General features: G+C 48.7%; 23 protein-coding genes. 7 read left to right on the top strand and 16 right to left on the bottom strand.

Going from position 1 to position 24709, the window contains the following annotated elements; all coding sequences use genetic code 11:
- Positions 1-8 precede the first annotated feature (8 nt).
- The 7 genes from A1332_RS07190 to A1332_RS07160 are packed head-to-tail and all read right to left on the bottom strand — an operon-like array spanning position 9 to position 7249.
- A complete protein-coding gene (locus A1332_RS07190) occupies positions 9-521 on the bottom strand; it encodes an STAS domain-containing protein (RefSeq protein ID WP_082879580.1) in 513 nt (170 codons plus the stop codon).
- Entirely contained in the window at positions 521-1282 is a 762-nt protein-coding gene (locus A1332_RS07185; RefSeq protein WP_064007867.1) for a ParA family protein, read from the bottom strand. Before A1332_RS07185 ends, A1332_RS07190 begins: the two co-directional genes overlap by 1 nt.
- Entirely contained in the window at positions 1279-1785 is a 507-nt protein-coding gene (locus tag A1332_RS07180; protein WP_064007866.1) for a chemotaxis protein CheW, read from the bottom strand. The genes A1332_RS07185 and A1332_RS07180 overlap by 4 nt, the downstream gene beginning before the upstream one ends.
- A gap of 45 nt (positions 1786-1830) precedes the next feature.
- Positions 1831-4176, bottom strand: coding sequence for a PAS domain-containing methyl-accepting chemotaxis protein (locus tag A1332_RS07175; protein ID WP_064007865.1), 2346 nt, complete (start codon positions 4174-4176; stop codon positions 1831-1833).
- 42 nt (positions 4177-4218) lie between these two features.
- Entirely contained in the window at positions 4219-4734 is a 516-nt protein-coding gene (locus tag A1332_RS07170) for a chemotaxis protein CheW (RefSeq protein ID WP_064007864.1), read from the bottom strand.
- Between the two features lie 19 nt (positions 4735-4753).
- On the bottom strand, positions 4754-6844 hold the full coding sequence (locus tag A1332_RS07165; protein ID WP_064007863.1) for a chemotaxis protein CheA: 2091 nt from the start codon (positions 6842-6844) through the stop codon (positions 4754-4756).
- 39 nt (positions 6845-6883) lie between these two features.
- The gene (locus A1332_RS07160; RefSeq protein ID WP_197027008.1) at positions 6884-7249 is read right to left on the bottom strand and encodes a response regulator; all 366 of its coding nucleotides are present in this window, start codon (positions 7247-7249) and stop codon (positions 6884-6886) included.
- Between the two features lie 409 nt (positions 7250-7658).
- Here A1332_RS07160 and A1332_RS07155 point away from each other — a divergent pair, with 409 nt between their 5' ends.
- The 6 genes from A1332_RS07155 to A1332_RS07130 all read left to right on the top strand — a co-directional run bounded on the left by A1332_RS07155 (position 7659) and on the right by A1332_RS07130 (position 16033).
- Positions 7659-8291 carry a GspH/FimT family pseudopilin gene (locus tag A1332_RS07155; RefSeq protein WP_064007862.1) on the top strand — a complete coding sequence of 211 codons (633 nt, stop codon included), beginning with the start codon at positions 7659-7661 and terminating at the stop codon, positions 8289-8291.
- Positions 8292-8297: 6 nt separating this feature from the next.
- Entirely contained in the window at positions 8298-8768 is a 471-nt protein-coding gene (gene pilV / locus A1332_RS07150) for a type IV pilus modification protein PilV (protein ID WP_064007861.1), read from the top strand.
- Positions 8765-9832 carry a PilW family protein gene (locus tag A1332_RS07145; protein WP_064007860.1) on the top strand — a complete coding sequence of 356 codons (1068 nt, stop codon included), beginning with the start codon at positions 8765-8767 and terminating at the stop codon, positions 9830-9832. Before pilV ends, A1332_RS07145 begins: the two co-directional genes overlap by 4 nt.
- A gap of 8 nt (positions 9833-9840) precedes the next feature.
- Positions 9841-10341 carry a pilus assembly PilX family protein gene (locus A1332_RS07140; protein WP_082879579.1) on the top strand — a complete coding sequence of 167 codons (501 nt, stop codon included), beginning with the start codon at positions 9841-9843 and terminating at the stop codon, positions 10339-10341.
- Positions 10342-10393: 52 nt separating this feature from the next.
- Complete coding sequence (locus A1332_RS07135; RefSeq protein WP_064007858.1) at positions 10394-15460, top strand: PilC/PilY family type IV pilus protein; 5067 nt, start codon at positions 10394-10396, stop codon at positions 15458-15460.
- Between the two features lie 102 nt (positions 15461-15562).
- Positions 15563-16033, top strand: coding sequence for a type IV pilin protein (locus A1332_RS07130; protein WP_064007857.1), 471 nt, complete (start codon positions 15563-15565; stop codon positions 16031-16033).
- A 19-nt stretch (positions 16034-16052) separates the two neighbouring features.
- Here A1332_RS07130 and queA read toward each other — a convergent pair whose 3' ends face one another.
- The 8 genes from queA to A1332_RS07095 all read right to left on the bottom strand — a co-directional run bounded on the left by queA (position 16053) and on the right by A1332_RS07095 (position 22332).
- Positions 16053-17072 (bottom strand): tRNA preQ1(34) S-adenosylmethionine ribosyltransferase-isomerase QueA, encoded by a 1020-nt coding sequence (gene queA, locus A1332_RS07125; protein ID WP_064007856.1) that lies wholly within the window; start codon positions 17070-17072, stop codon positions 16053-16055.
- A gap of 146 nt (positions 17073-17218) precedes the next feature.
- On the bottom strand, positions 17219-17461 hold the full coding sequence (locus A1332_RS07120) for a succinate dehydrogenase assembly factor 2 (RefSeq protein ID WP_064007855.1): 243 nt from the start codon (positions 17459-17461) through the stop codon (positions 17219-17221).
- Positions 17458-18240: a succinate dehydrogenase iron-sulfur subunit gene (locus tag A1332_RS07115; RefSeq protein ID WP_064007854.1), complete on the bottom strand. Its 783-nt coding sequence runs from the start codon at positions 18238-18240 to the stop codon at positions 17458-17460. Before A1332_RS07115 ends, A1332_RS07120 begins: the two co-directional genes overlap by 4 nt.
- The gene (gene sdhA / locus A1332_RS07110; RefSeq protein ID WP_064007853.1) at positions 18240-20024 is read right to left on the bottom strand and encodes a succinate dehydrogenase flavoprotein subunit; all 1785 of its coding nucleotides are present in this window, start codon (positions 20022-20024) and stop codon (positions 18240-18242) included. The genes A1332_RS07115 and sdhA overlap by 1 nt, the downstream gene beginning before the upstream one ends.
- A gap of 3 nt (positions 20025-20027) precedes the next feature.
- Entirely contained in the window at positions 20028-20408 is a 381-nt protein-coding gene (gene sdhD / locus A1332_RS07105) for a succinate dehydrogenase, hydrophobic membrane anchor protein (protein WP_064007852.1), read from the bottom strand.
- A 13-nt stretch (positions 20409-20421) separates the two neighbouring features.
- The gene (gene sdhC, locus A1332_RS07100) at positions 20422-20793 is read right to left on the bottom strand and encodes a succinate dehydrogenase, cytochrome b556 subunit (protein WP_033193911.1); all 372 of its coding nucleotides are present in this window, start codon (positions 20791-20793) and stop codon (positions 20422-20424) included.
- A 36-nt stretch (positions 20794-20829) separates the two neighbouring features.
- A complete protein-coding gene (locus A1332_RS24675; RefSeq protein ID WP_157203965.1) occupies positions 20830-21006 on the bottom strand; it encodes a DUF1674 domain-containing protein in 177 nt (58 codons plus the stop codon).
- 18 nt (positions 21007-21024) lie between these two features.
- Positions 21025-22332: a citrate synthase gene (locus tag A1332_RS07095; protein WP_064007851.1), complete on the bottom strand. Its 1308-nt coding sequence runs from the start codon at positions 22330-22332 to the stop codon at positions 21025-21027.
- A gap of 430 nt (positions 22333-22762) precedes the next feature.
- Between A1332_RS07095 and A1332_RS07090 the strand changes: the two genes are divergently transcribed.
- A complete protein-coding gene (locus tag A1332_RS07090) occupies positions 22763-23308 on the top strand; it encodes a flavodoxin (RefSeq protein ID WP_064007850.1) in 546 nt (181 codons plus the stop codon).
- Positions 23309-23481: 173 nt separating this feature from the next.
- On the opposite strand, the gene A1332_RS07085 is transcribed toward A1332_RS07090, so the two are convergent.
- Entirely contained in the window at positions 23482-24663 is a 1182-nt protein-coding gene (locus A1332_RS07085) for an NAD(P)/FAD-dependent oxidoreductase (RefSeq protein ID WP_064007885.1), read from the bottom strand.
- Between the last annotated feature and the right edge of the window lie 46 nt (positions 24664-24709).

Genomic DNA, 24709 nt, shown 5'->3' with positions numbered 1-24709 from the left:
GTACCCCATCAAAAGAAGCCGGATGCAACCTGATCAACTTCCAGCATTTCGGCAATCCCCAACAACTCCGATGCTTCAATAAATTTATCGGAAGGAAAATCGATAGAAATGGATTTCTGCAAGCCAATTGCGGTTTGCTTTAAAATCAATAACAGTTGCAAAGTCGCCGTATCTATCATCATCACACCAGAAGCGTCGATATCGATAGCCTCAAAATTGCTGAGCATCTGCGTAAGGCGTTGGTGGAGAAGCGCTACATTTTGAATATTCAGTACCGGCTCCAATACTAAAATCGCTCTTTCTCCCTGTTCGGAAGGGAACGACTCCGATGCGATGGTTGGCTCTTCATCATGATTCATTGCCTGGCCTGGGACTTCGGCATTCTCGCTTACGAATGCACTGGCGGCATGTGATTCCAATTTATCGACGTCATCCCGTTGCGAATCTTGATTGAAATCAGATCGATGCATCCAGGCCAGGGGATCGAAACCGATTAAACTATCTTCGTCTTTTTCCGCCATTACATCATCCTCCCTTCCAAAAAGTCTTTAGCAAGTGCCGTAAAATCTCGTGCGGAACGGCAGCCGGGGCGATATTCAAAAATGGTTTTACCAAAACTGGGGCACTCGGCAAGTAAGGCAGTTTCCCGAATTGTGGTCGCCAAAATTTGCCCTGGGAAGTATTTTTGTATGACACTCAACACCTCCTTTGAAATGCGTCTGGTCGGTATATATCTGGACATGACCAGAGAAATTTTATAGGGCCTTTTCAAAGCGCTTTCAAATTTCTTGATGGTTCCCATCAAATGCGACAGGCCTTGTAATGCCAAATAATCACTGGTCATCGGCACCAATATTTCATCGGCCGCAAACAAGGCATTGGCTACCAATACCCCGGAAGAAGGGGGACAATCGATAAAGATAAAATCTTCATCGCGATGGCCATCAAGCAAAGCTTTGCGAAGAAGATCGCCGCTCCTGGCGCCACCGTCCATCAATTGCTCGATTTCCTGCAACCTGGGACCGGCAACCACCAAATTCAGATTTTTTCTAACCGAAATTAATTGCTGCGCGAGACTTACCCCTTCCAGCAAAACCCTATCAATCCCACTTTTTTGCGGATCCACCACACCTAGCGAAACGGCCAAATGACTCTGCGGATCGAAATCTATCACCGTAATTTTCTTACCCAGTTTAGCCAGGGCGTGGGTCAAATTTACCGACGTCGTGGTTTTTCCTACCCCGCCTTTCTGGTTAAGGACCGCTACAATCCTTGCGCTCATTTACCCTCGGCAATAGCAGCAAGCCCGGTAATATCAACAAACTCTTCCGGATTCAAAAGCTTGTCGACATCTAATAACATCACCATATTTTTCTTGCCGACGAACATGCCGCGCATATATTGAGTATTGATTCTCGACCCCAAATTCGGTGCTTCTTTAATATCGGACAGCTTAATATCCAACACATCGGATACCGCATCAGCGACGATACCCATCACCGAGGCGCCAGAAGGAGTGTTGACACTCATCACAATCACTACCGTCACGGGCGTATATTCAACTTTTTCCATCTGAAAACGTTCGCGCAGATCGACAATCGGCACAATGGAGCCACGTAAATTCAATGCACCTTTAACAAAATCAGGCGTATTGGGAATTTTTCTGATCGGCTCCCAGCCCCTGATCTCTTGGACTTTCAAAATTTCGATGCCATATGCTTCGCCCTCTAACTCGAAAGTCAGAAATTGCTCAACGTGCTGATTGGATTCTAAATCGGCTGTCATGGCATTTATTCCCTATCTAATGTATTGGTCAATCAGGCAACTCCGCTAAAAATCCTGCCATTCGTCGTCGGCATTGGAGGTCTGCTTAAAACTACTCGGCTGACGAACCGGCTGCGACGATGTCGCTCTATTGGCTTCCGCCCGCACGACACTAGAACGATCTGCATGATGGGAAACTTGATGCTCAGCAGCTTTCTTTTCTGTTTTGAAAAATGCCAACATCTCGACCATATTGGTCGACAAGTCACTCATTGAAACGCTGGCAGCAGATGCTTCTTCGGCTAACGCGGCGTTTTGTTGGGTAATTTCATCCATCTGCGCCACGGCCTGATTGACTTGGCCAATACCGGCGGACTGCTCGACACTGGCGTCGGCAATCTGAGCCACAATGTCGCCGACCTTTTGCACACCAGCGACAATTTCGCTAAGGGATTTACCCGTTTCGTTGACAAATTCGGTACCAGCTCTGACCTTCTGCACACTGGTTTGAATGAGTTCTTTGCTTTCCTTCGCTGCTGTAGCGCTGCGCTGAGCCAAATTCCTTACTTCCGTGGCGACCACCGAAAATCCTCGGCCTTGCTCGCCAGCTCTGGCAGCTTCCACTGAAGCGTTCAAAGCCAATAAATTGGTTTGAAAAGCAATTTCATCGATCACGCTGATAATATCCGCTATCTTATTGCTGCTCTCGTTGATCTCTTGCATCGCGGAAACCGCAGCCTTAACAACATTACCGCCCTTTTCAGCCAGCTCTTTGGCATTATTAGCAACGAGATTCGCTTGTTGCGCGTTATCAGCGTTATTTTTAACGGTACTGGTCAGCTCTTCCATACTGGCAGCGGTTTGTTGCAGATTCGCCGCTTGTTGCTCCGCGCGTTGCGATAAATTGTTATTGCCGCTGGCAATTTCTTGGGATGAGTTATTAATGAAGTGCGCCGACTCGCTAACCTGACCAAAAATCTCGTTCAGCTTATCAATCGTGGTGTTGATATCGTTCTTACAGTTTAAATAGACACCTTGGTAATCGCTAGTAATTCGATTGGTCAGATCGCCTGCCGCCATGCTTTGCATGGTGCTGCCGACATCTCTGAATACATTTTCTATCACATCGGTCAATTCGTTGATGCCTTCGCTAAGCGTTTCAAAAAAGCCTTGTTTATCAGCTAGTTCGATCCGACTAGATAGCTCGCCGGCCTTGACTTCTTCAACAATGCTGGCAATTTCCTGCTCAATTTTAACTTCATGTGTTCGATCTAGCCACTCAACCACGATACCAATGCGTTCGTTTTCGTCGCTCTTAACCGGATTGGCAACGATATTCATGTGTCGACCGCCAATCACCAACGCCGAACTAAACGTGCTGGATAGGTTTGCTAACAAACCGCGTTGATGCGCCGGTTTTTTATGGAATTGATCGATATTTGCGCCCATCAGCTTGCTGGCATCAAATTCAGGCAATTGTTTGCGAATGTCCGCTTCGGCATTTTGAAACATTTCCGCTACGGTCTTATTCATATAAATGATGTCTAAATCGTTGTTAGCCACCATGACGCAGGACTGCACATTGTCGAGCGCTTGTTTAATCCGCATCGCTTCTGACGCTACCTGTTTGGAATAAGCCAAATCAGAATTCAATTTAACCTGCATGCCGTATAAGGCCCGATAGAAGTCGCCTATTTCATCGCCGCGATCCAGATCTATGGTATTTCTGAATTGTTCATCCGCCATCCGGTAACAAATGCGTATCGAATTCTCTAAAGCCTTTACAACACTACGAATCACCGAATATCCCAATATTGATGCAAATCCGGCCAAGCCCAAAAACAGGAACATCTCCGGGTATTTTTGTTCAAGATAATGATCGTAGATTGAATTGATCGTCGGCAACAAGAAGATCAGGTAGATAATCCCGACTTTTTTCCACAAGCCCAATTCCAGCAATTTTTTGATTACCGCACTAATCCCGGTCGGCCGTATTGTGGCTTTGTTGGCATTCAGTTTTTCGTATAAGGACTCGGCTTGTTGAATTTGTTCTCGGGATGGCGCATAACGAACCGACAGATATTCCTGTACTTTGCCATTCTTAAAAACCGGCGTAACGTTGGCTTCTACCCAGTAGTAGTCTCCGGATTTGGTCCTATTTTTGACAGGTGCGGTCCATGGGCGCCCAGCCTTCAAACAATCCCATAAATCTTGGAATGCCGCCGGCGGCATGTCAGGATGCCGAACCATATTGTGATTGGCCCCGACCAGCTCATCTTTGCTAAAGCCGCTGATTTCGATAAAAGCGTCGTTTGCATAGGTAATAATGCCTTTCAAATTGGTGCGCGTGACCAAAATGGTGCCTGGCTTCATTAAGACTTCGCGATCGGTCACAGGGTGATTGAGTTTCATTGCATATCCTCCGTTACAACCCAGCCATAAACAGCTCTTTTTTCAACTTTCATCTTCACCATCCAGGCCATCAAGTTTTAATAATTTATCTACATCCAACAGCATCACCATTCGGCCGCTTACCGAAACCAAGCCATTAATAAATTCAGTACTGACTTTTGCGCCAAAATTCGGTGCGCTCTGGATACTTTTTTTATTGACATCGACAACATCGGAAACAGAATCCACCACAACCCCGATGATTCTGGTTTTATCGGCCATTCGCGCTTGCAAGACCACAACTACCGTCAAAGGCGAATAATCGCTGTGTCCCAGTTGAAAGCGCTCGCGTAAATCGATGATAGGCACAATCGCACCGCGTAGATTGACCACGCCTTTTTCGTAGCTTGGCACATTAGGAATTCGCGACACCGGTTCCCAACTGCGAATTTCCTGAACTCGCAGAATATCCACGCCATATTCTTCCTGGCCCAAGGTAAAGCTTAAAAACTGCAAACTAGTGTCCAACCTTTTTGCATCTTGCTGGTCTGCACTGCTAAGTTCGATTATTTCGGACATGACACGCTTAAGATTAGGTTTATTGATTGGCTAAACGCACCAGACCGGGGATATCAAGTATCAGAGCCACCGAACCATCGCCCAGAATAGTTGCTCCGGATACGCCTTCGATACGTCGATAATTCGCTTCCAGTGACTTGATCACCACTTGCTGCTGCCCAAGTAGATCATCCACGAACAATCCGCAACGCAAACCTTGTCCTTCTACGACAACTATTAAACCTTCGGTAAGCTTGGTGGTTTTCGCAGTGAGTACATTAAAAATTTGATGCATTCTGATAATCGGCAGATATTGGCCGCGTAACAGGAAGGTTTCTCCTTTGCCAGCCACCCGATTGAGCCTGTCCTCCTTAACGTGGAGCGACTCGATAATAGAACCCAAGGGTAAAATGTAGGTTTCATCACCAACCGCAATCGACTGACCATCAAGGATAGCCAGAGTAAGCGGCAGGTGAATGGAAATGGTGGATCCTTTACCTAACTCGGAAAGGATTTCTATGTTACCGCCCAAAGCCTGGATATTGCGCCGAACCACATCCATCCCCACCCCGCGACCGGAAATATCGGTAAGCTTTTCGGCTGTAGAGAACCCGGGCATAAAAATAAGCTCATATGTTTGCTTATCGCTCAAGATTGCATCGGCATCGATCAGACCCTTTTCAATTGCTTTGGCCCGCAATTTATCCTTGTCGAGGCCTTTACCATCGTCAGCCACTTCAATCACTATATTCCCGCCGCGATGATAGGCTTCCAGCGTGACCGTACCCGTTTCAGGTTTTCCTGCCGCCAGCCTGACATCGGGCATTTCAATGCCGTGATCCAGACTGTTTCTGACTAAATGAACCAAGGGATCGCTGAGCAGTTCGACGACTGTCTTATCCACTTCGGTATTTTCACCCACCAATTTGAGTTCGATTTTTTTGCCGAGTTTGCTGCTGATATCATGCGCCAGTCGCGGGAAACGACTAAACACAAAGCTGATAGGTAGCATGCGTATATTCATCACGCTTTCCTGCAGCTCGCGGGTGTGCCGTTCTAGCTGAGAAAGACCGTTTTTCAATTGATCCAGTTTATTCAGTTCGAAATGCTCGCCTAATAAGCTGAGCATGGATTGCGTAATAACCAACTCCCCCACCATATTGATCAAGGTATCGATTTTACTGGTATCCACACGTATGGAACTTGAACCTTTCGGTGCGGCTTTTGCGTCCTCTTTTTTGCCGCTTTTACGCTCTAGCGAATTCGACTCGGATTCTTCGGCACTCGTCAGCTCTGGGCTTACGTCTTTGGAAACGCAATTTGCTGCGGGATTTATCGCTACGTCTGGAGCGCTGTGTAATGGCGGCGCTTCTGTTGGCGTTTGATAAATGGGTTGTTTAGCCAAATCGCAATCGTCTTCGACCCAATCGAAAATCTCGTCGATTTCTGTCTCCGGAATATCGCCCAAAACACTCAATTTCCAGGATAGATGACACTCTTCAGGATCCAAATCGTAAAGATCGGGTACCCCTTGTAAATCGACAGTTGTCGTCAAATGCCCCAAGGATGCCAGCTCCCTAAACATCCGCACCGGTTCGTTACCGGTCTTCAGCAAATGTAAATGCGGACTGAAGGCGATAACCCAACCCGCTATTTGCTTTGATTCATCAGCAGGTAAAGCCGCAGCGCTGTTTGACGCTAAGGCTTCTGGAGTGTGTTTTCCAGCCGAGGAACTCTGCGCGGCATTGTTCAGCTCGTTATCCAAAGCGAACTTATGCTCAGCGACATCGGACTGGTCAACTTCGCTGCCGTTTTGTATCGATTGCAGCATATCTCTCAGACAATCGACTGACCCCAACAACACATCGACCGCCGGTTGCGTGATTTTTCTACGCCCGTCCCGCATTTCATCGAGCAAGGTCTCCATGACGTGGGTAAAGTCCGAAACAGAGGTAAAACCGAACGTTCCGCTACCGCCTTTTATCGAATGCGCTGCGCGGAAAATTGTGTTGATGTCTTCGGCGTTAACATCCCCCAAATCAAGATTGAGCAACCCCGATTCCATCGCGTCAAGCCCTTCGAAACTTTCTTCGAAAAAAACCTGATGAAATTGAGCCATATCGATTGACATAGAATTACCCAGTGCTGATATCTCTGAAGAGGCGGATATTTAACCCATCACTTTTTTGATGGTTTTCAAGAGCTGGTCGGGATTGAATGGCTTTACAATCCACCCGGTCGCACCGGCATCTTTGCCCTGCTGCTTTTTATCCGTTCCAGCCTCTGTAGTCAGCATCAACATCGGCGTAAACTTGTAGTTGGGCAAAGCCCGCAAGTCTCTAATCAACTCGATTCCGTCCTTATTGGGCATATTCACATCGGTAACAACGCAATCAAAGGCTTGCGCTTTAGCTTTGTTCAAGGCATCCGCTCCGTCCACCGCTTCCACCACGTTGTAACCCGCGCCTTTTAAGGTAAACGCCACCATCTGCCTCATTGATGCGGAATCGTCTACAGCAAGAATTGTTGCCACAATTTTCTCCTCCAAATTTATCGAACATAGTTTAAAACTGTTAAATCCTTTCAGACTGCCATTGTCAGTTCACCTTGATCAGATTTACTTTGCTGAGATTGTAGCTAAGCTCAGCTAAGATTGTAGTTAGAGAAAGTTGATCTTGCCGAAAAACACTCATTTTAAAAATCTCAGACGTTTCGTTGCCTACATCGCTATCTTGGCGAAAATCCGTAAACACTCGCACTACGATTGTGGTTTAACTCGCATAACTTTGTTAAATCCTGTGCTATCTTCAAATTCGATTTTGACGAGCCAACGCTTTCCTGCACCAACTTTGGAAAAGCACTTTTCAGAGGTCGGAACGGCAAATAACAGCAGTTAAATTTGAGTTCATTTCCGCCCAATTACCTGAGTCACAATCAAATAAATTATGCAAAAATTATTCACCGAAACATCTAAAGGATTCACGTTGGTTGAGCTGATGGTGACCATCGCCATCGCCGGCATTCTGGTGGGTATTGCAATTCCAAGCTTTACGTCGATTATCTCTAGCAACCGCTTGACAACATCAGCAAACGAATTAGTCACAGCGTTGAATTTAGCGCGAAGCGAGGCGGTAAAACGTGGTAGATCGGTGACAGTGCGCAAAGTTGACGACAAATCGTCGACGCACTTAAATCTAACAGCATGGGCTTCAGCTAACTGGGAGCAAGGCTGGGATGTTTTCACGGACGCAAATGAAAATGGAGAGTTCGACACAGGCAATGATGAACTTCTAAAAACTTATGCGGCGCTAAGCGCCTCTTATACCCTGCGCGGAAATAATTTTTCCAACTTCATTCGATTTACCCCATCCGGGCAAAGCAATACCAACGGCAGCTTTGTGATTTGTAACAACAGCGACAGCAACAACACTCCAGAAGCAAACACTTCCAGACTAATTATCGTCAACTCGATAGGTCGAGTCCGCATGGGCCTCGATACCAACAATGACGGCATACCAAACACTGACACGGTGGCAAGCACCGCTTCGAATATCACTTCTTGCTTACCCCCATTTTAGTTACCCATGAAAACAGCCAACGGTTTTACATTAATAGAAGTCTTGATCGCGGTGGTGATTCTTGCGCTGGGTTTGCTTGGCTTGGCCGGCTTGCAATCGACAAGCCTACGAAATAACCAAAGCGCGTATTTCCGCTCTCAGGCCACCTTACTTGCTTACGATATAGCTGATCGAGTCCGCGCAAATTCAGTGGGCGACTACAACAATCAAGGGGAAACGAATAATGATTGCGTGGCAAACACCTGTACACCTGCGCAAATGGCAGGTTACGATCTAAAGCAATGGAACAGCCAATTAAGCAGTCAATTACCCAGCGGCGAAGGGGTAGTTTGTAAAGACAAAACCCCTGGGGATGGAAATTCAAAATCCGCACACAACTGCGACGGGATAGGTGAAGCGTACGCGGTAAAAATTTGGTGGGATGACGACCACGATGGGGCGGCTACGCAACGGTTTGTAATGAGTTTTCAGCCATGAAAAAAAATCAGATCCGTTCCCTGCAAACAGGTATGACTCTCATAGAAATTATGATTGCACTGCTACTCGGTGCGTTTTTGCTGGGAGGGGTAATCAAGATTTTCGTGAATGCCAAGCAGACTTACGGAATGCAAGAAGGCTTATCCCGATTACAAGAAAACAGCCGTTATGCATTGGAAATTCTCAGCAAGGATTTGCGCTTAAGCGGTTTTCAAGGCTGTATATCTGTAACTGCTTTAACACCCACCAATACCGCAACAACAGCAATTACCTCCCCGTATGCGGCGCCGGCTATCTCGTCGCCAACGCCTGCCACAATCCTCGTTGGCTACAACGGTAGCGAAGCGTCCCCAGCAACCACTACATGGTCACCAACCTTACCTGTGGCTTTATCGGTTTTGGCTACTCCGGTTACACCAGGCTCTGATGTAATCACTGTAGTTTACGGCGAAAGTTGCGGTGGTTACTTGTCGCAAAATATGACCAGCTCGACCGATGATATTCATATCACTAGCCCAAACACTTGTGGTATCGCTGATGGCGATCCCGTGCTCATATCTAGTTGCACTAACGCCGATCTTTTCCGCGCAACAACAGGCACCACATCGACACTGATAAAGCACAATGCAGTGTCTTTACCGGCAACTTGTGCCTCCCCACCATGTTACAAAACTACGGCGGAAGTCTTCACCTATCGAGCCTACAGCTATTTCATTCGTCCCGGCGCAAGCGGCGAACCTGCGCTTTGGCGATACGACAACACTAAGGCTGCAAGTAGCAGCAATCCCGTTGAAATACTGGATGGCATCGAAAACCTGCAAATTCTCTATGGTGAAGATACTGATGCCGATGGGGTAGCCAACCAATATAAAACCGCCGCTAACGTCACCGATATCACCGCTGTAGCCAGTGTGCGTATCTCAATCTTGGCGCGCACCAGTGAGAATCTAGCCTCGCAAACCCTCACTTACGATTACAACGGAGCCACCGGCATCAACCCTGGCGACCGGCGAATTCGTCGCGTGTTCAACGCGACGCTTGCAGTGCGTAATCGGCTGCAATAGGGGGCGCCGTGAATAACCCGAAGACAAAACAGACCGGTGCGGTGCTAATCGTCAGCTTAATCATGCTGATGCTTCTGACGATAATTGGCGTAACAGGCACCAATGTAACAAGCCTGGAAGAGAAAATGGCCGGCAATATGCGTGACCGCAATCTCGCCTTTCAAGCTGCGGAATCTGCTTTACAAGCGGGGGAAACCTGGCTAACCACACATACTTTCACATGCAGCGCTGCCGGCGGCAGATTCAATCCGCGCGATAAGGATTGCAATACCGCGACGGCGGAAACCTCTGAAGTTTGGGACAGCATCAACTGGAACGACAACGACTCGGTACTTTACACCGGCGTTTTATCAAACCTGAGCGCCAATCCCCGTTACATAATCGAAGACCTAGGCTGCTTACCCGCACCAGCAGCATGTCCAGGAACTCACAACTATCGAATTACCGCCAGAGCAACCGGCGGCACAGCGGACACTATCGTCATGCTCCAGTCTATTTACCAAATTTAGTCAGTCATACCGGCTATTTATTTTCAGACAGAAACACGCAGAGGGCAAAGCCATGAAAACCAAGCAACTCCAAATAAAAGCCTTCTATTTGCTGATTCTGTCTCAGACATTGCTGCCAGGCTTCAATGCGTCTGCGGGTATTTCTCAACAACCCTTATTTCTGACCTCCAGCGTTCCACCTATCGTCATGCTTACCATGGGCCGCGATCACAAACTGTTTTACGAAGCTTATAACGATGCATCCGACCTCAACGGCGACGGATTAATTGACGTTGGCTATAAACCGACAATTGACTACTACGGCTATTTCGATTCAAAACGTTGTTACGATTACAACAGTACGGGATATTTCGAACCCAAAGATGCCACAACCGATAAAAAGTGCTCAAGCGTGGCCGGTGATTGGAGTGGCGACTTCCTTAATTATCTGACCACTGCCCGCATAGATGCATTGCGCAAAGTGTTGTACGGTGGTTACCGGGGTGAAGACAGCACCACGCAAACGCTATTGAAACGCTCGTTTATTCCCCAAGACGCCCACGCATGGGGAAAAGAGTACGATCCAGCCAATACCCCCGGCTACTTAATTTCGGACTACACCCCACTTAGCGAACCGGAATTGGGTAAGCGGCACTTATTTGCCAACGTTTCTCTGAGTTACTCCGGCCAGCCGTTACTGCGCGTACTGGACAATAGCCAATACAGAATATGGGAGTGGGTATCGATAGAGCGCCCCGTTGCCGGCACTAAATGTTTACACGGCGGTACGGGACCGAATTGCACGGTAGCGAGCACTTCCAGCTGGTCAGTGGTTCCGAGCAGCGTACTGAGTAGTCTGGTGCGAACCACCTACGACGTATCGTCTAGCGATGAGAGCGGCCACCCCGACAACCATAGCGACTTTAACAGTTGGGTACTAGCCTACGCCAAAACATCTAAAGAATTCGGCAGCGGCTCTATGACTAGGCTAGAGGGTAACGATCAAAACCCCTACGGCCGCGACGAATATTACATGACGGTTGTCAAAGGGAAGATCACCGTTCCGGCTACCGGCACCTACAAATTTTCCGTCGACGGAGACGACGCCATCGAAGTCATAATCGGCACTAGCGTGGTTGCAAGCTGGTATGGCGGACATGGTAAATGCAATTGTAACGATCATAGCGGTACCATATATCTAACTGGTGGGACGGCTTACGATATCGAGTTTCGCCATGAGGAACGCGCCGGCGAAGACAACTTTGTGTTGCGCTGGGAAACCACAACGGGCGGCTCCAGCATGACAGACTATAGCGTCAACGTTAAAGTCTGCGAAACCGGCAAATTGGAAGCCAACTGCAAAGCCTATACTAACGGTACCACCACCACTTACAAACCTACCGGCTTGTTACACACATACGGCGAAAACGACTCCATGGCGTTTGGTTTGTTAACCGGGTCTTACAAAAAGAACATATCCGGGGGCGTATTGCGGAAAAACATAGAATCCTTCAAAAACGAAGTTGACGCGAATACCGGGATATTCACCACGACCAACGGCATCGTAAATACCATCAACAATCTACGTATCAACACTTTTAACTATTCGGATCACGCCTACGCGTCCGGATGGATTACCACTCGGGCTATAAACCAAGGCGAAGCGGCCGAATGGGGCAATCCCATTGCGGAAATGATGTACGAAGGCTTACGGTATTTTGCCGGCAAAGCTGCGCCTACATCCGCTTACTCCATTACTTCCACGGATACGCCGGATGCAACCTTAGGATTACCGTTACCGAACTGGCTGGATCCCTACTCATCCACTGGCGGCAAGTATTTGAGTTGCGCCAAACCCATGCAGCTTGTGATAAGCGATATCAACGCATCGTACGATACCGACCAACTGCCTGGCAGTTATTTCAATTCATCCTTCACCGGCGATTTGGCAGGCCTAAGTGTGGAAACATTGGCGGATACGATATGGGGTAACGAATCAGAAGCCAGTAATCTGTTTATCGGTCAATCGGGGACTATAAGTGATGGCGCCCCCACGGCAAAATCGGCAAACAGCTTTAAAAATATCCGCGGCCTTGCTCCGGAAGAACCTACTAAATTAGGTGGCTTTTATGCCGGCAGCATTGCTCTGCACGGCAGAAAAACAGACTTAAACTCCGCTACCGGCGATCAGAAGACCGATACTTTGGCCGTCGCATTGGCGTCGCCGCTACCCAGAATCGAAATACCGGTAAACGATAAGATAGTAACCTTGGTACCGTTCGCGAAATCCGTAGCGGGCTCCAGCATCACCGCGACCTCAACCAGCTTTCAACCCACCAATCAGATCGTAGACTTTTATGTGGAAAAGATTGTCAACACGGTAGAACCTGTATCCGGTGTGACAACAGGGAATAAAGATACCTCGATTAACGACGGACGCCCGTACGGAAAATTCCGTATAAATTACGAGGACGTCGAGCAAGCCGCCGATCATGATATGGACGCAATTGTGGAATACACATTTACGGTCAATGCATCAAATCAAGTAGTGGTCGATCTAAATTCAACCTATGCCGCTGGTGGCATAACCCAACACATGGGATACGTTATTTCCGGCACCACCAAGGACGGCGTTTACCTGGAAGTCCGTGACAAACCTGACTCTGGAGAAAATGATAAAGATTATTTTCTTGATACACCTCCAGGTCAGTTTCCTGGTGGTACTTGGGCAGATGGCGTAGCTTTACCACTCACGGCATCCAGAACATTTACCGTCGGCACTACAACTTCAGCCAGTTTCGTGAAACACGACCCGCTCTGGTATGCGGCGAAGTGGGGCGTAAGCGACAAAAACAAAGATAACATTCTCGACACGAGTGAATGGGATGAAGACAACAACGGAATCCCGGACGGTTATTTCCTGGTCACCAATGCCGGCAAACTTTCTGAACAATTGGGAAAAGCTTTCGCCAAAATACTGAGCAATGTCAGCTCCGCATCAGCAGTAGCTGCGAATACAACCAAACTCAACACCGGAACGCTCGTCTATCAAGCCAAGTTTGATCCGCGAGACTGGAGTGGTGAACTGCTGGCTCTTCCTGTAGATGACGTCACTGGAGCACCGGATACTAGCAATCCGAATTGGGAGGCTGCTTCGTTGTTACCATCAGCAACAAGCCGCAATATTTATACCTTTAATCCGATTGCAACTAGCGCCCCTCGCGGCATACCGTTTCAATGGGCTAGCTTGACAACCACCCCCATTGGCACCTCACAGCAGGATTATTTGAACCAACTACTGGGAGTTGCAGATGGCAAGGGAGAACTAAGACTGAACTGGTTACGCGGCGACAATGCGCAAGAGTTGCGTCTAAGCGGTAGTTTAAGAAACAGAATCAAGAAATTTGATGGTTCATTCCTGACAACCAGCACAGAACTGGCAAATAATACTATTAAGACCAACAAGTTAGGAGACATCGTTAACTCAGACCCTATTTATGTCGGCACAGACGATTACGGTTACGGTACATTGCCTGGCGCCGAAGGCAGCGACTATATCTCCTTCCGCGCCAGCAGCAGCTATCAAAACCGCATCCCAATGATCTATGTCGGAGCTAACGATGGTGTATTGCATGGTTTTGACGCCAGAAAAAATGGGGGCACTATTACCACTGGAGGGACCGAAATGTTTGCCTATATCCCGAACGCACTGTTCCCGGAACTGAGCAAACTCACCTCAACCAGCTATTCACATCAGTATTTTGTCGACGGCATATCCAACGTTGGTGATGTCTATTACGATTCCAGCTGGCACACCTTACTTGCGGGAGTAACGGGAGCGGGCGGCCGAGCCGTATTCGCACTTGACGTAACTAATCCGAGCAGTTTCGGCACAACTAGCCCTTTATGGGAGTTTACCAACCTAAACGATATCGATTTGGGCTACACCATAGGTCAACCGACGCTGGCAAAAATGGAAGACGGTCATTGGGCGGTAATTGTTGCGAATGGATATAACAGCGATGCCGGAAAAGCAGTGTTATTTGTTCTCGACGCAAAAACCGGGGCAATAATCAAAAAATTAGATACCGGAGTCGGCGACGCCACGCTAAAAAACGGCCTATCGTCGCCAGTAGCTGTAGATACCGATGCGGACAGAATGATCGATACTATATACGCAGGTGATCTATACGGTAACTTGTGGAAATTCGATGTAAGTACAAACTCCACAAGCAGTTGGGTTGTTGCCAATAGTGGTTCACCACTTTTTGTAGCATGCACCACAACGGGTACTACCTGCGCGTCTGCCGACCGACAACCGATTACCGGAAAACCGAGTATTGGCGCAGTAGGGGCGGATCAATCCGGCGGAATCATGGTTTATTTCGGCACGGGAAAATATTTTGAAACCACCGACAATGTGATACCCACTAATCCACAAGTCCAGTCTTTTTATGGGTTATGGGATGACAACACGGGAGTGATAACTGATAGGGCAAAACTGCTCGAGCAAACCATTACCTTCGAAGGCACTCCGGTAAATAGCGCTAATACGACAGGCACTGGCATAATCAGAGTGACATCAAGGAACACGGTGTGTTATTCCGCTTCTACAGCTCCATCGACAGACGACGACACTCCTACAACTACATGCACATCTTCAAACCTTAAAAAAGGTTGGGCTATGAATCTTCTTAAACCGACCAATATCGCTCAAGGCGAACGAGTTGTAAGTCCGCCTGTGATGTATCAGGATTTGGTTATTTTCTCGACGATAATTCCTAGCGCGGATGCATGTACAGGTGGTGGTGTAAGCCGACTTATGCTGCTTGAAGCGGTAACGGGTAAACGCCCGGCCACTTCAGCATTCGATTTGTTTGGAGGCACATCTAGCTCACCAACCACATCGAAAGACGGAAAAGTCGATACTGCGGATCTGGTAAAAATCAATGGCAAGGTAGTCGCTGCATCCGGCATGGATATGGGTATCGGCATACATAAGAACCTTAGTGTGGTGGGAACCCACGGCTACGCATCCGGTTCAACAGGGGATTTGGGCACGATTACTTTGAAAGGAACTAATAGTGGCACGGGCGGCGGAAATAGCGGCAAAAGAACTTCTTGGCGCCAGTTAAGGTAATCAAATCGCCACTGCGGAGTTGGCTTGATCGGAACTTAACTAGTTGACTTCCCGGCTCCCGGTTTCGCGGGAGCCATCCATAAACATAACTCAGTCAAAAAAATGAATAAAATAGGCAAAATTCAACAAGGCGTAACGCTTATAGAATTGATGGTTACTGTAGCAATTATCGGCATACTTGCAGGTATTGCGATACCCAGCTACCAAGAGAGTGTGCGCAAATCACGAAGAGCCGATGTGAAAGGCGTATTGCTGGGACTAACCAACGCAATGGAGCGACGTTTTACGGAAGCCAATAGTTTCTGTGACGCAGCGGCGGGAGGAGCTGCGGTAACCGGTTGTGGAACAGCAACCGGAGATACCGGCACACCATCGATCTACACAATCCCTACCGAAACCGCCAGTTTTTACACGGTAGAGATTAGTGCCGCCAGTGCTAATAGCTATACGCTGAGGGCTGTTCCAGCCGGAGCCCAAGCCAGCGACAGCTGCGGTACTTTGTTAATTGACAATACCGGCAGCAAAACGGTAGCGAGTGCAACATTAGATGCCTCCACATGCTGGAGCAGATAAACCCTGGCTCAACAATCGTTCAGATAACTAGCATGGCATCGCCATAGCTAAAAAACCGATACCGTTGATCAATAGCATGACGATATGCGTTCATTACTGAGTCATAACCGGCAAAGGCCGAAACCAACATTAACAAGGTCGACTCCGGCAAATGGAAGTTGGTCAGTAGAGCGTCCACCGTTTTAAACGAGTACCCTGGCGTGATAAATAAATCGGTATCGCCGAATCCAGCCTGCAACAGACCGCTGCGCGATGCTGACTCCAACGCTCTCACCGCCGTGGTACCTATAGCTACGACCCTGCCACCTCGGGCTCTTGCCTGGACTACCGCGTCTACACAAGTTTGAGAGACGCTGTAAGATTCTTTATGCATCACATGCTCTGATAAGTCTTCGACACGTACCGGGCGAAATGTGCCGCTGCCTACATGTAAAGTGACGAAACTACGGGCCACACCTTTTTGATCTAAGCGATCCAATATTGCATGATCGAAATGTAACCCGGCTGTGGGTGCCGCGACGGCCCCGATTTGTTCGGCAAACACGGTTTGATAACGATCCAAATCGCTCGCTTCGTCAGTCCGGCTAATGTAGGGTGGCAGCGGAATATGCCCAACTTCGTCCAATAGCTTCAACAAGCCAGCTTCGGTTTCAAACCGCAGTCGAAACAAATCGTTATATCTGCCAATTACCCTGCAAATCGCACCATTCTCCAAGGTCAACAAAGCATCGGTCTTTGGCGACTTACTTGCTTTAACATGAGCAAGTGCGGTATGAGTATCCTCGATACGCTCTATCAGCATTTCGACCTTACCGCCGCTAGACTTATGCGCGAACAAGCGAGCAGGCATCACTTTGGTATTGTTAAACACCAATAAATCGTTGCTGCCTATCATGTCGACAAAATCAGCAAACTGGCAGTCTGCGATTGCCGCACTTTGTCTATCCAAACGCAGCAACCGACTGGCGCTCCGTTCCGGTAGCGGATATTGAGCAATAAGTTGCTCAGGCAACTGGTAATTGAAGTCGCTCTTTTTCATTACAGATATTATTTAAATGACTTTTGAACAGTCTTGGGACTCTATAATCCGCAAGATAGATAAAGGAGATTTTTTACGGTTTTTAAATACTTAAGATATTGGTATCGAACGCAATATTCGCTACGGGAATAGGCGTTAATCAAGATTTAAACTGGCAAAGCCCTTATTGCCAAGACCAGATTTTTCAAACTCTCGTCGTTCGGCAATTGTTCGCCCATCAAGTATCGCATCAATTCAGTGTCTTCAAGTTCCAGCATTCGCAAAAACGTCTGCTGTTCCGAAAGCTCTGCGGCCAGATAACGATTTTCCAAATACCTCAGCAGCATCAAATCAAGCTCAAGAGTACCGCGCCGGCAACGCCAGCGCAGTTTATTGATGTTTTCGTTCACAGATGGTCGCGTTCTACCAATAGTTTCTTGATTTCGGCAATAGCCTTGGCCGGATTAAGCCCCTTGGGACAAGTATCCGTGCAGTTCATGATGGTGTGGCAACGATACAATTTAAACGACTCATCGAGTTCGTCCAGACGTTCCTTATCGTTTTCGTCACGGCTGTCGGCCAACCAACGATAGGCTTGCAATAGGATTGCCGGTCCGAGATATTTATCGCTGTTCCACCAATAGCTCGGACAACTGGTCGAACAACACGCGCAGAGCACGCATTCGTACAGGCCGTCCAACTTAGCCCGCTCATCCCTACTTTGCAGACGTTCGGTGTTCTCCGGGGCTGCGGATTCGGTGGTTAACCAGGGCTTTATCGACGTATATTGCTCAAAGAAATGTGTCATATCCGCAACCAAATCTTTGACCACCGACATATGCGGCAACGGGAATATTTTCACGGTGCCTTTATAGTCGCTGATCGCTTTAGTGCACGCCAACGTGTTTTTGCCGTTGATGTTCATCGCGCACGATCCGCAGACCCCTTCGCGGCAGGAGCGACGAAAGGTCAGGCTGCTGTCGATTTCATTTTTTATTTTGAGAATCGCATCCAGCACCATGGGCCCGCATTGATCCATATCGATCTCATAAGTATCGATGCGCGGATTCTCACCAGAATCAGGGTCCCAGCGATAAACTTCGAAATTACGGATGTTGGTGGCGCCTCCGGCTTTATAGGTTTTACCCTTTTTTATGACCGAGTTTTTGGGCAGTGTAAATTCAACCATTAGTAAACCCTCTCTTTAGGCGCAACGACTTCGACTTCGTCGGTGAGCGTATACAGGTGGACGGGGCGGTAGTCGATTTTGACTTTGTTGTCTTCCCGCCAGGTCAAAGTGTGCTTCATCCAGTTTTTGTCGTCGCGTTTCGGGAAGTCTTCGCGCGCGTGGCCGCCGCGACTCTCCTGACGATTACCGGCAGCGGTGATCGTGACTTGGGCCTGGCCGAGCAGGTTATCCAGTTCCAGTGTTTCCACCAGATCAGTGTTCCAGATCAGCGATTTATCGCCCACGTTAACATCGTCAAACGATGCGGCAATTTCGCCTATGGCCTTGATACCTTCGTTGAGGGTGGATTCAGTTCTGAATACTGCCGCTTTGGACTGCATTGTGGTTTGCATATCCATACGAATTTCCGCCGTTTTGCGGCTACCGTTGGCATTGCGAATTTTATCGAAGCGGGAAAGCGCCTGGTCCGTGGCGTCTTTTGCCAACTGCTTATGCGGCATGCCCGGTTTAATCAGCTCAGTGCAACGAATCGCCGCCGCCCGACCAAATACCACTAAATCCAGTAACGAATTGGAACCCAAACGATTGGCGCCATGCACTGAAACGCAGGCGGTTTCGCCGATCGCCATCAAGCCCGGCACCACGTAGTCGGGATTGCCGTCTTTCAGCGTCACGACTTCAGCCTTATAGTTGGTCGGGATACCGCCCATGTTGTAATGCACTGTCGGCAACACCGGAATTGGTTGCTTGGTCGCATCGACACCGGCAAAAATTCGGGCGGTTTCGGTGATACCTGGCAGGCGCTCATGGATGATGGCCGGATCAAGATGCTCCAGATGCAAATGCACATGATCTTTCTTGGGACCGATGCCGCGGCCTTCGTTAATCTCGACCGTAATCGCCCGGCTGACCACGTCGCGAGAAGCCAGGTCTTTGGCATGCGGCGCGTAACGCGCCATGAAGTGCTCGCCTTCGGAGTTGGTCAAATAACCGCCTTCCCCGCGCGCACCTTCAGTCATCAAGCAACCGGAACCATAGATACCGGTTGGGTGGAATTGTACAAACTCCATATCTTGCAAAGGCAAACCGGCTCTCAAGATCATACCGTTACCGTCACCGGTAACGGTGTGCGCTGAGGTGCAGGATAAAAAGGTACGACCGTAACCGCCGGTTGCCATTACCGTTTGATGTCCGCGAAACAGATGAATGGAACCGTCATCCAGACACCAGGCCAAGACGCCGCGACACTCACCCTCTTCCATGATCAAATCCAGCGCGATGTACTCGACGAAAAATTCGGCGTTGTGTTTTAAAGCCTGTTGATACAAGGTGTGCAGAATCGCGTGCCCGGTCACGTCGGCCGCCGCGCAGGTTCTTTGCGCCTGGCCTTTGCCGTAATGCGTGGACATACCGCCGAAAGCCCGCTGGTAGATTTTCCCTTCCGCAGTCCGCGAAAACGGTACGCCATAGTGTTCCAATTCGATGATGGCCGGAATCGCTTCCCGGCACATGTATTCGATCGCATCCTGATCGCCCAGCCAATCCGAACCTTTTACCGTGTCGTACATGTGAAAACGCCAATCGTCTTCGCCCATATTCCCCAGCGCGGCGCTGATACCGCCTTGTGCCGCCACGGTGTGACTGCGAGTAGGAAACACTTTACTGATACAAGCGGTTTTTAGACCTTTTTCCACCATGCCGAAAGTGGCCCGCAAGCCGGCCCCGCCGGCGCCAACCACCACGACGTCATGTTGGTGTTCGATGATGTTATATGCTGAGGCCATGAGTTACCTTGCCAAAAGAATGATGATAATCGCGAGCAATGCCGCAACACCCAAAACTAAAAAAATCAGGTTGGTGGCGCGTATCGCCAAGTTCCTTACCGGAATAGTCGAGACATAATCTTCGATCACCACCTGCACCCCCAAAGCGGCGTGGTAAACCACCGCCACGGTCCAGGCGATAATCGCCAAGGTGTTTAGCGGGGAAGACAACCACTCGACAGTATCCGCATAGGGTGCGTTTAAGGCCTTGTTTAGAAGAACAATCAACCAAATCGACAACGGCACCAAGGCCACTGCGGTTACGCGCTGGTACCAAAAATGACCTGAGCCGCTATGTACCGAGAAAAAATCGGCGGCTTTTTCCAATGTTGCTTTGTAATCCATAACCAACCCTCCTTTAAGAAACCACAAAGGTAATCAGTGTCAACGATGCGGAAGCAATCAGTTCGTACACTGCGTATTTATCCAAGGTCATGCGCTCGAACGTTTTGCAAAAATCCCAAATCAGATGCCGAATACCGTGCACCAAATGGAAAAATAGCGCATAAATAAAGCCCCAATACACCAGCTTAAACAACCAGTACGACATAAATGCCTGCATGGCACCGTAAGCACCTTCGCCGACGGCGATGGCGAACAGCACATAAACAAATAGCACCAAGCCCATGGAAAGAAATACGCCGGTCATCCGATGCGTGATTGAAACCAGGCCGGTTAAGGGCAATCGATAGACTTGGAGATGGGGCGAAAGTGGTCTGTTTGCTGACATGATTTACCCTAGGTTAAGTTGAAAAATAATGTGTAATCAAAAATCGACGCAACGGCCTTTCCGTTCCCAGTCACCGAAGCGAGTGGGTTCAGGCCCTTTTGGGCCATTAATTTCTGTCGGAATGGCAGGATTTTGCTCCGTGGACGGCGTCTTCTCGGATTCTGTCTGAGCGCTTTCAGGCGGTTCTTGCTTGGTAGTTTGAGCTGACTTCATGTCGGTTTTCTGCATAATTTAGCGATTATTGACAGCCACATAATCACGACGCGGCGGGCCGACGTAGAGCTGTCTCGGCCTGCTGATCGGCGTCGCCGGCTCTTCCATCATCTCCAACCAATGTGAAATCCAACCTGCGGTTCGGGCTATCGCAAACATCACGGTGAACATTTCGACGGGGATGTGCAAGGCTTTATAGATAATGCCTGAATAGAAATCGACATTGGGGTAGAGTTTTTTCTCGATGAAATACTCGTCTTTCAACGCATATTCTTCCAGGGCCAAGGCCAGTTCAAACAAAGGGTCGCTGGTGTTGGTTCTACTCAACACTTCATAGCAGGTTTTGCGGATGATGGTAGCGCGAGGATCGAAGTTTTTATAAACCCGATGCCCAAAGCCCATTAAGCGGAACGGGTCATCATGGTCCTTGGCTTTGGCGATGTATTTGGGTACGTTTTCGACGCTACCGATTTGCGCCAGCATGTTCAGAACAGCTTCGTTGGCACCGCCGTGCGCCGGTCCCCACAACGCCGCTATGCCGGCTGCAACGCAGGCATAAGGATTGGCACCGGTACTGCCTGCCATGCGCACCGTAGAGGTACTGGCGTTTTGCTCGTGGTCGGCATGCAGAATAAACAACAGATTCAATGCTTGGACCAGATTGGGATCGATGTAGTGTTCCTGATCGATATAATTTTGCGAGGAACGCGAGAACATCATGTTCAGGAAGTTCTCACAATAACTCAGATCCATGCGGGGGTAAACAAAAGGTCTACCTATGGAATGCCTATAAGATGCTGCGGCAATGGTTGGCATCTTGCCTATCAGCCTGGTCGCACAGATCATACGGCTAGCGGGATCTTTAATATTCAGATCGCTGTGATAAAACGCCGATAAGGACCCCACCACCCCCACCAGCATCGCCATAGGATGGGCATCGTAATGGAAACCATCGAAGAATTTGCGCAAGGCTTCATGGATGATGGCCCTATCGCTGATTTCCTCGTTAAAGTCGCGCAACTGCACCGCGTCCGGCAGTTCGCCGTTCATCAGCAAATAGGCAACTTCAGTAAATTCGCAGTTCTCCGCCAATTGCTCGATGGGATAACCGCGATACAACAAAATCCCGTTATCGCCGTCGATGTATGTAATTTTGCTTTTGCAAGCAGCCGTGGCAATAAAGCCCGGATCGTAAGTAAAACACCCAAGATCTTTGTTTAAAGAGCGAATATCGACAGTATCTGCACCCAAAGACCCCTTCAACAACGGATATTCAACTTCTTTTCCGGTGGCATTGTGCCTGACCAGTAAAGTATCGTTTGACATGGTTTCCTCAGTTTTCTGTTAGCAAAAGCTTAGCAGTTGAATTCGATTATCACACAGCCAATGTGATTAGGCCAAACGCTTATGCCATGATCCATCTTTAGCTTAAGCCCATAGCGATTAGCTCCTATTACCCGGAAAGGTTCAAGCCATTGTTCGGCTGATTGATAAAAACACCGCTTGGTTCAGAAAAAGCGTTATGCATTAGCCAAACACTGCAACATTTCTGTCAGATTTTGTAAGCAAAGGACAGAGTGTCTGTTTCATTGTTACAAAGATAACCAAATACGTTAGTCACTGTTTCGCCCCTTTCCACTGGGCAGTCTACCGCAAAGCGTTGAAGTTACCGACTTAGCTAGAACTCAGAACCGAAGATAACTGATGGTTTAAATTTTGCTTTGCTGCTTGTAGACAATTCGATGGAGATTTAACAATGAACAAGATTGGAATTTTCTACGGCACCGAGAAAGGTATGACAGCGATGATGGCGCAGGTCATGTACCGAGTTTTGGGCGACGAAATTGCCAGCGAGCCGGTGAATGTCAACCGAGCCTCAATAGCACAATTGCTTGGTTACAAAGCCCTGATTTTAGGCATGCCCAGTTACGGCGTCGGCGAAATACCCGGCAGAACCACCGGCAGCGAAGAAGGCAACTGGGAAGAGTTTTTGTTCCGTCTGGACCAGGCCGATTTATCCGGAAAACGGGTTGCTCTATTCGGTTTGGGGAATCAGCAAAAATACTACGCGCGCTTCGCTAGCTCGTTGATTCATTTGTATCACCACGTTCGCTCTTATGGTGCCGAGGTGACCGGCGCCTGGAGCACGGACGGCTATCACTTCACCCATTCCAGTTCCGTCGTCGACGGCAAATTTGTCGGCCTGGTATTGGATCATCACAACCAACCCGAATTGACCAAAACCCGGATTCTGGATTGGCTTGAGCAGGTAAAGCCGGCATTGTTGGAGAAGCTGAATTAAATTTGACCTAGAACAAATGCGCTAGGAACGAATCGTAACAGCCGAGAGGCTGGACCAAAGGGCGAAAACCTGGGAATACTTTCTTAGCGACAGTATCTTGATCGTTGGTCCGACAACCGAGATCAGAATACCCGTCGCACCAGCGACACCAATTAAAATACTAAAACCAGCCCTCAAACAAACTGCCCTGCACACCACCCAGACGCCCAAGCCCACTGGAAGTTATACCCCCCCAGCCACCCCGTGACATCCAATACTTCCCCAACAAAATACAGCCCTGGCACTTGCAAACTCTGCATGGTTTTCGAAGAAATCGCATCGCAATCGACGCCGCCGACGGTTACTTCTGCGGTGCGATAGCCTTCGGTGGCGTTGGGTTTGATCGTCCAGCTATGCACACTTTCCGCTATGGCGTTCAGGTCTTTGTCGGCGCAATTGGCAACTGTAATATCTAGCTGCCGCTCGTCCAATAACGCTTGCAACAAACGTTTCGGAAGGTATTCGGCTAATAGATTTTGGATTTTTAATTTGCTGCCTTGCCGCCGCTTTTCTTTCAATTCCTGCGACAAATCCAGGTCCGGCAATAAATCCACCTGTAACGCTTCGCCGGGATGCCAATACGAGGAAATTTGCAGAATGGCTGGCCCGCTCAAACCACGATGGGTGAATAAAATATTTTCTTTGAAAGACTGCTGTTGATTGCTTACCCGACACGGCACCGCTATGCCGGAAAGGGGCGTGAAGCGTTGTGAGTCGTCCGGTTGCAGCGTTAACGGCACCAAACCGGCCCGCGTCGGCCAGACTTTGATGCCAAATTGTTCCGCGACTTTATAACCAAACGGCGTGGCGCCCATTTTCGGTATGGATAGACCGCCACTGGCAATCACCAAGGCCGATGCAGAAATCTCACCGTTGCTGGTGTGCAGTAAAAACTCGCCGTATCTGAGTTTCTCTAATCGGTCCACCCGACAATTTAACTCCAGGGTCACGCCGGCTTGGGCGCATTCTTTCAATAGTGCATCCAGAATGTCCTTGGCACTGTTATCGCAAAACAATTGCCCGTGCAGGCGTTCGTGAAATGGGATTTGGTGGCGCTGCACAAAGCCTAAAAAATCCCACTGCGTGAAACGACTAAGCGCGGACTTGCAAAAATGCGGGTTATTGGAAATGTAATTTTCCGGCGCTATGCTGTAGTTGGTGAAATTACAACGGCCGCCACCGGACATCAGAATTTTCTTACCCGGCTTGTTGGCGTGTTCCACTATTTTCACCCGCCGGCCCCGTTTGGCGGCTTCGATTGCGCACATTAAACCGGACGCGCCGGCTCCGACGATGATGACATCAAATTTATCCATGGCGCATAACTTGTAATGACTCGGAAAAATAGGTAAAAAGTGGGGT

The sequence above is a fragment of the Methylomonas methanica genome, from assembly GCF_001644035.1.
In the GTDB taxonomy this organism is placed as follows: domain Bacteria; phylum Pseudomonadota; class Gammaproteobacteria; order Methylococcales; family Methylomonadaceae; genus Methylomonas; species Methylomonas methanica_A.
This window is presented reverse-complemented; position numbering and strand designations above follow the sequence as displayed.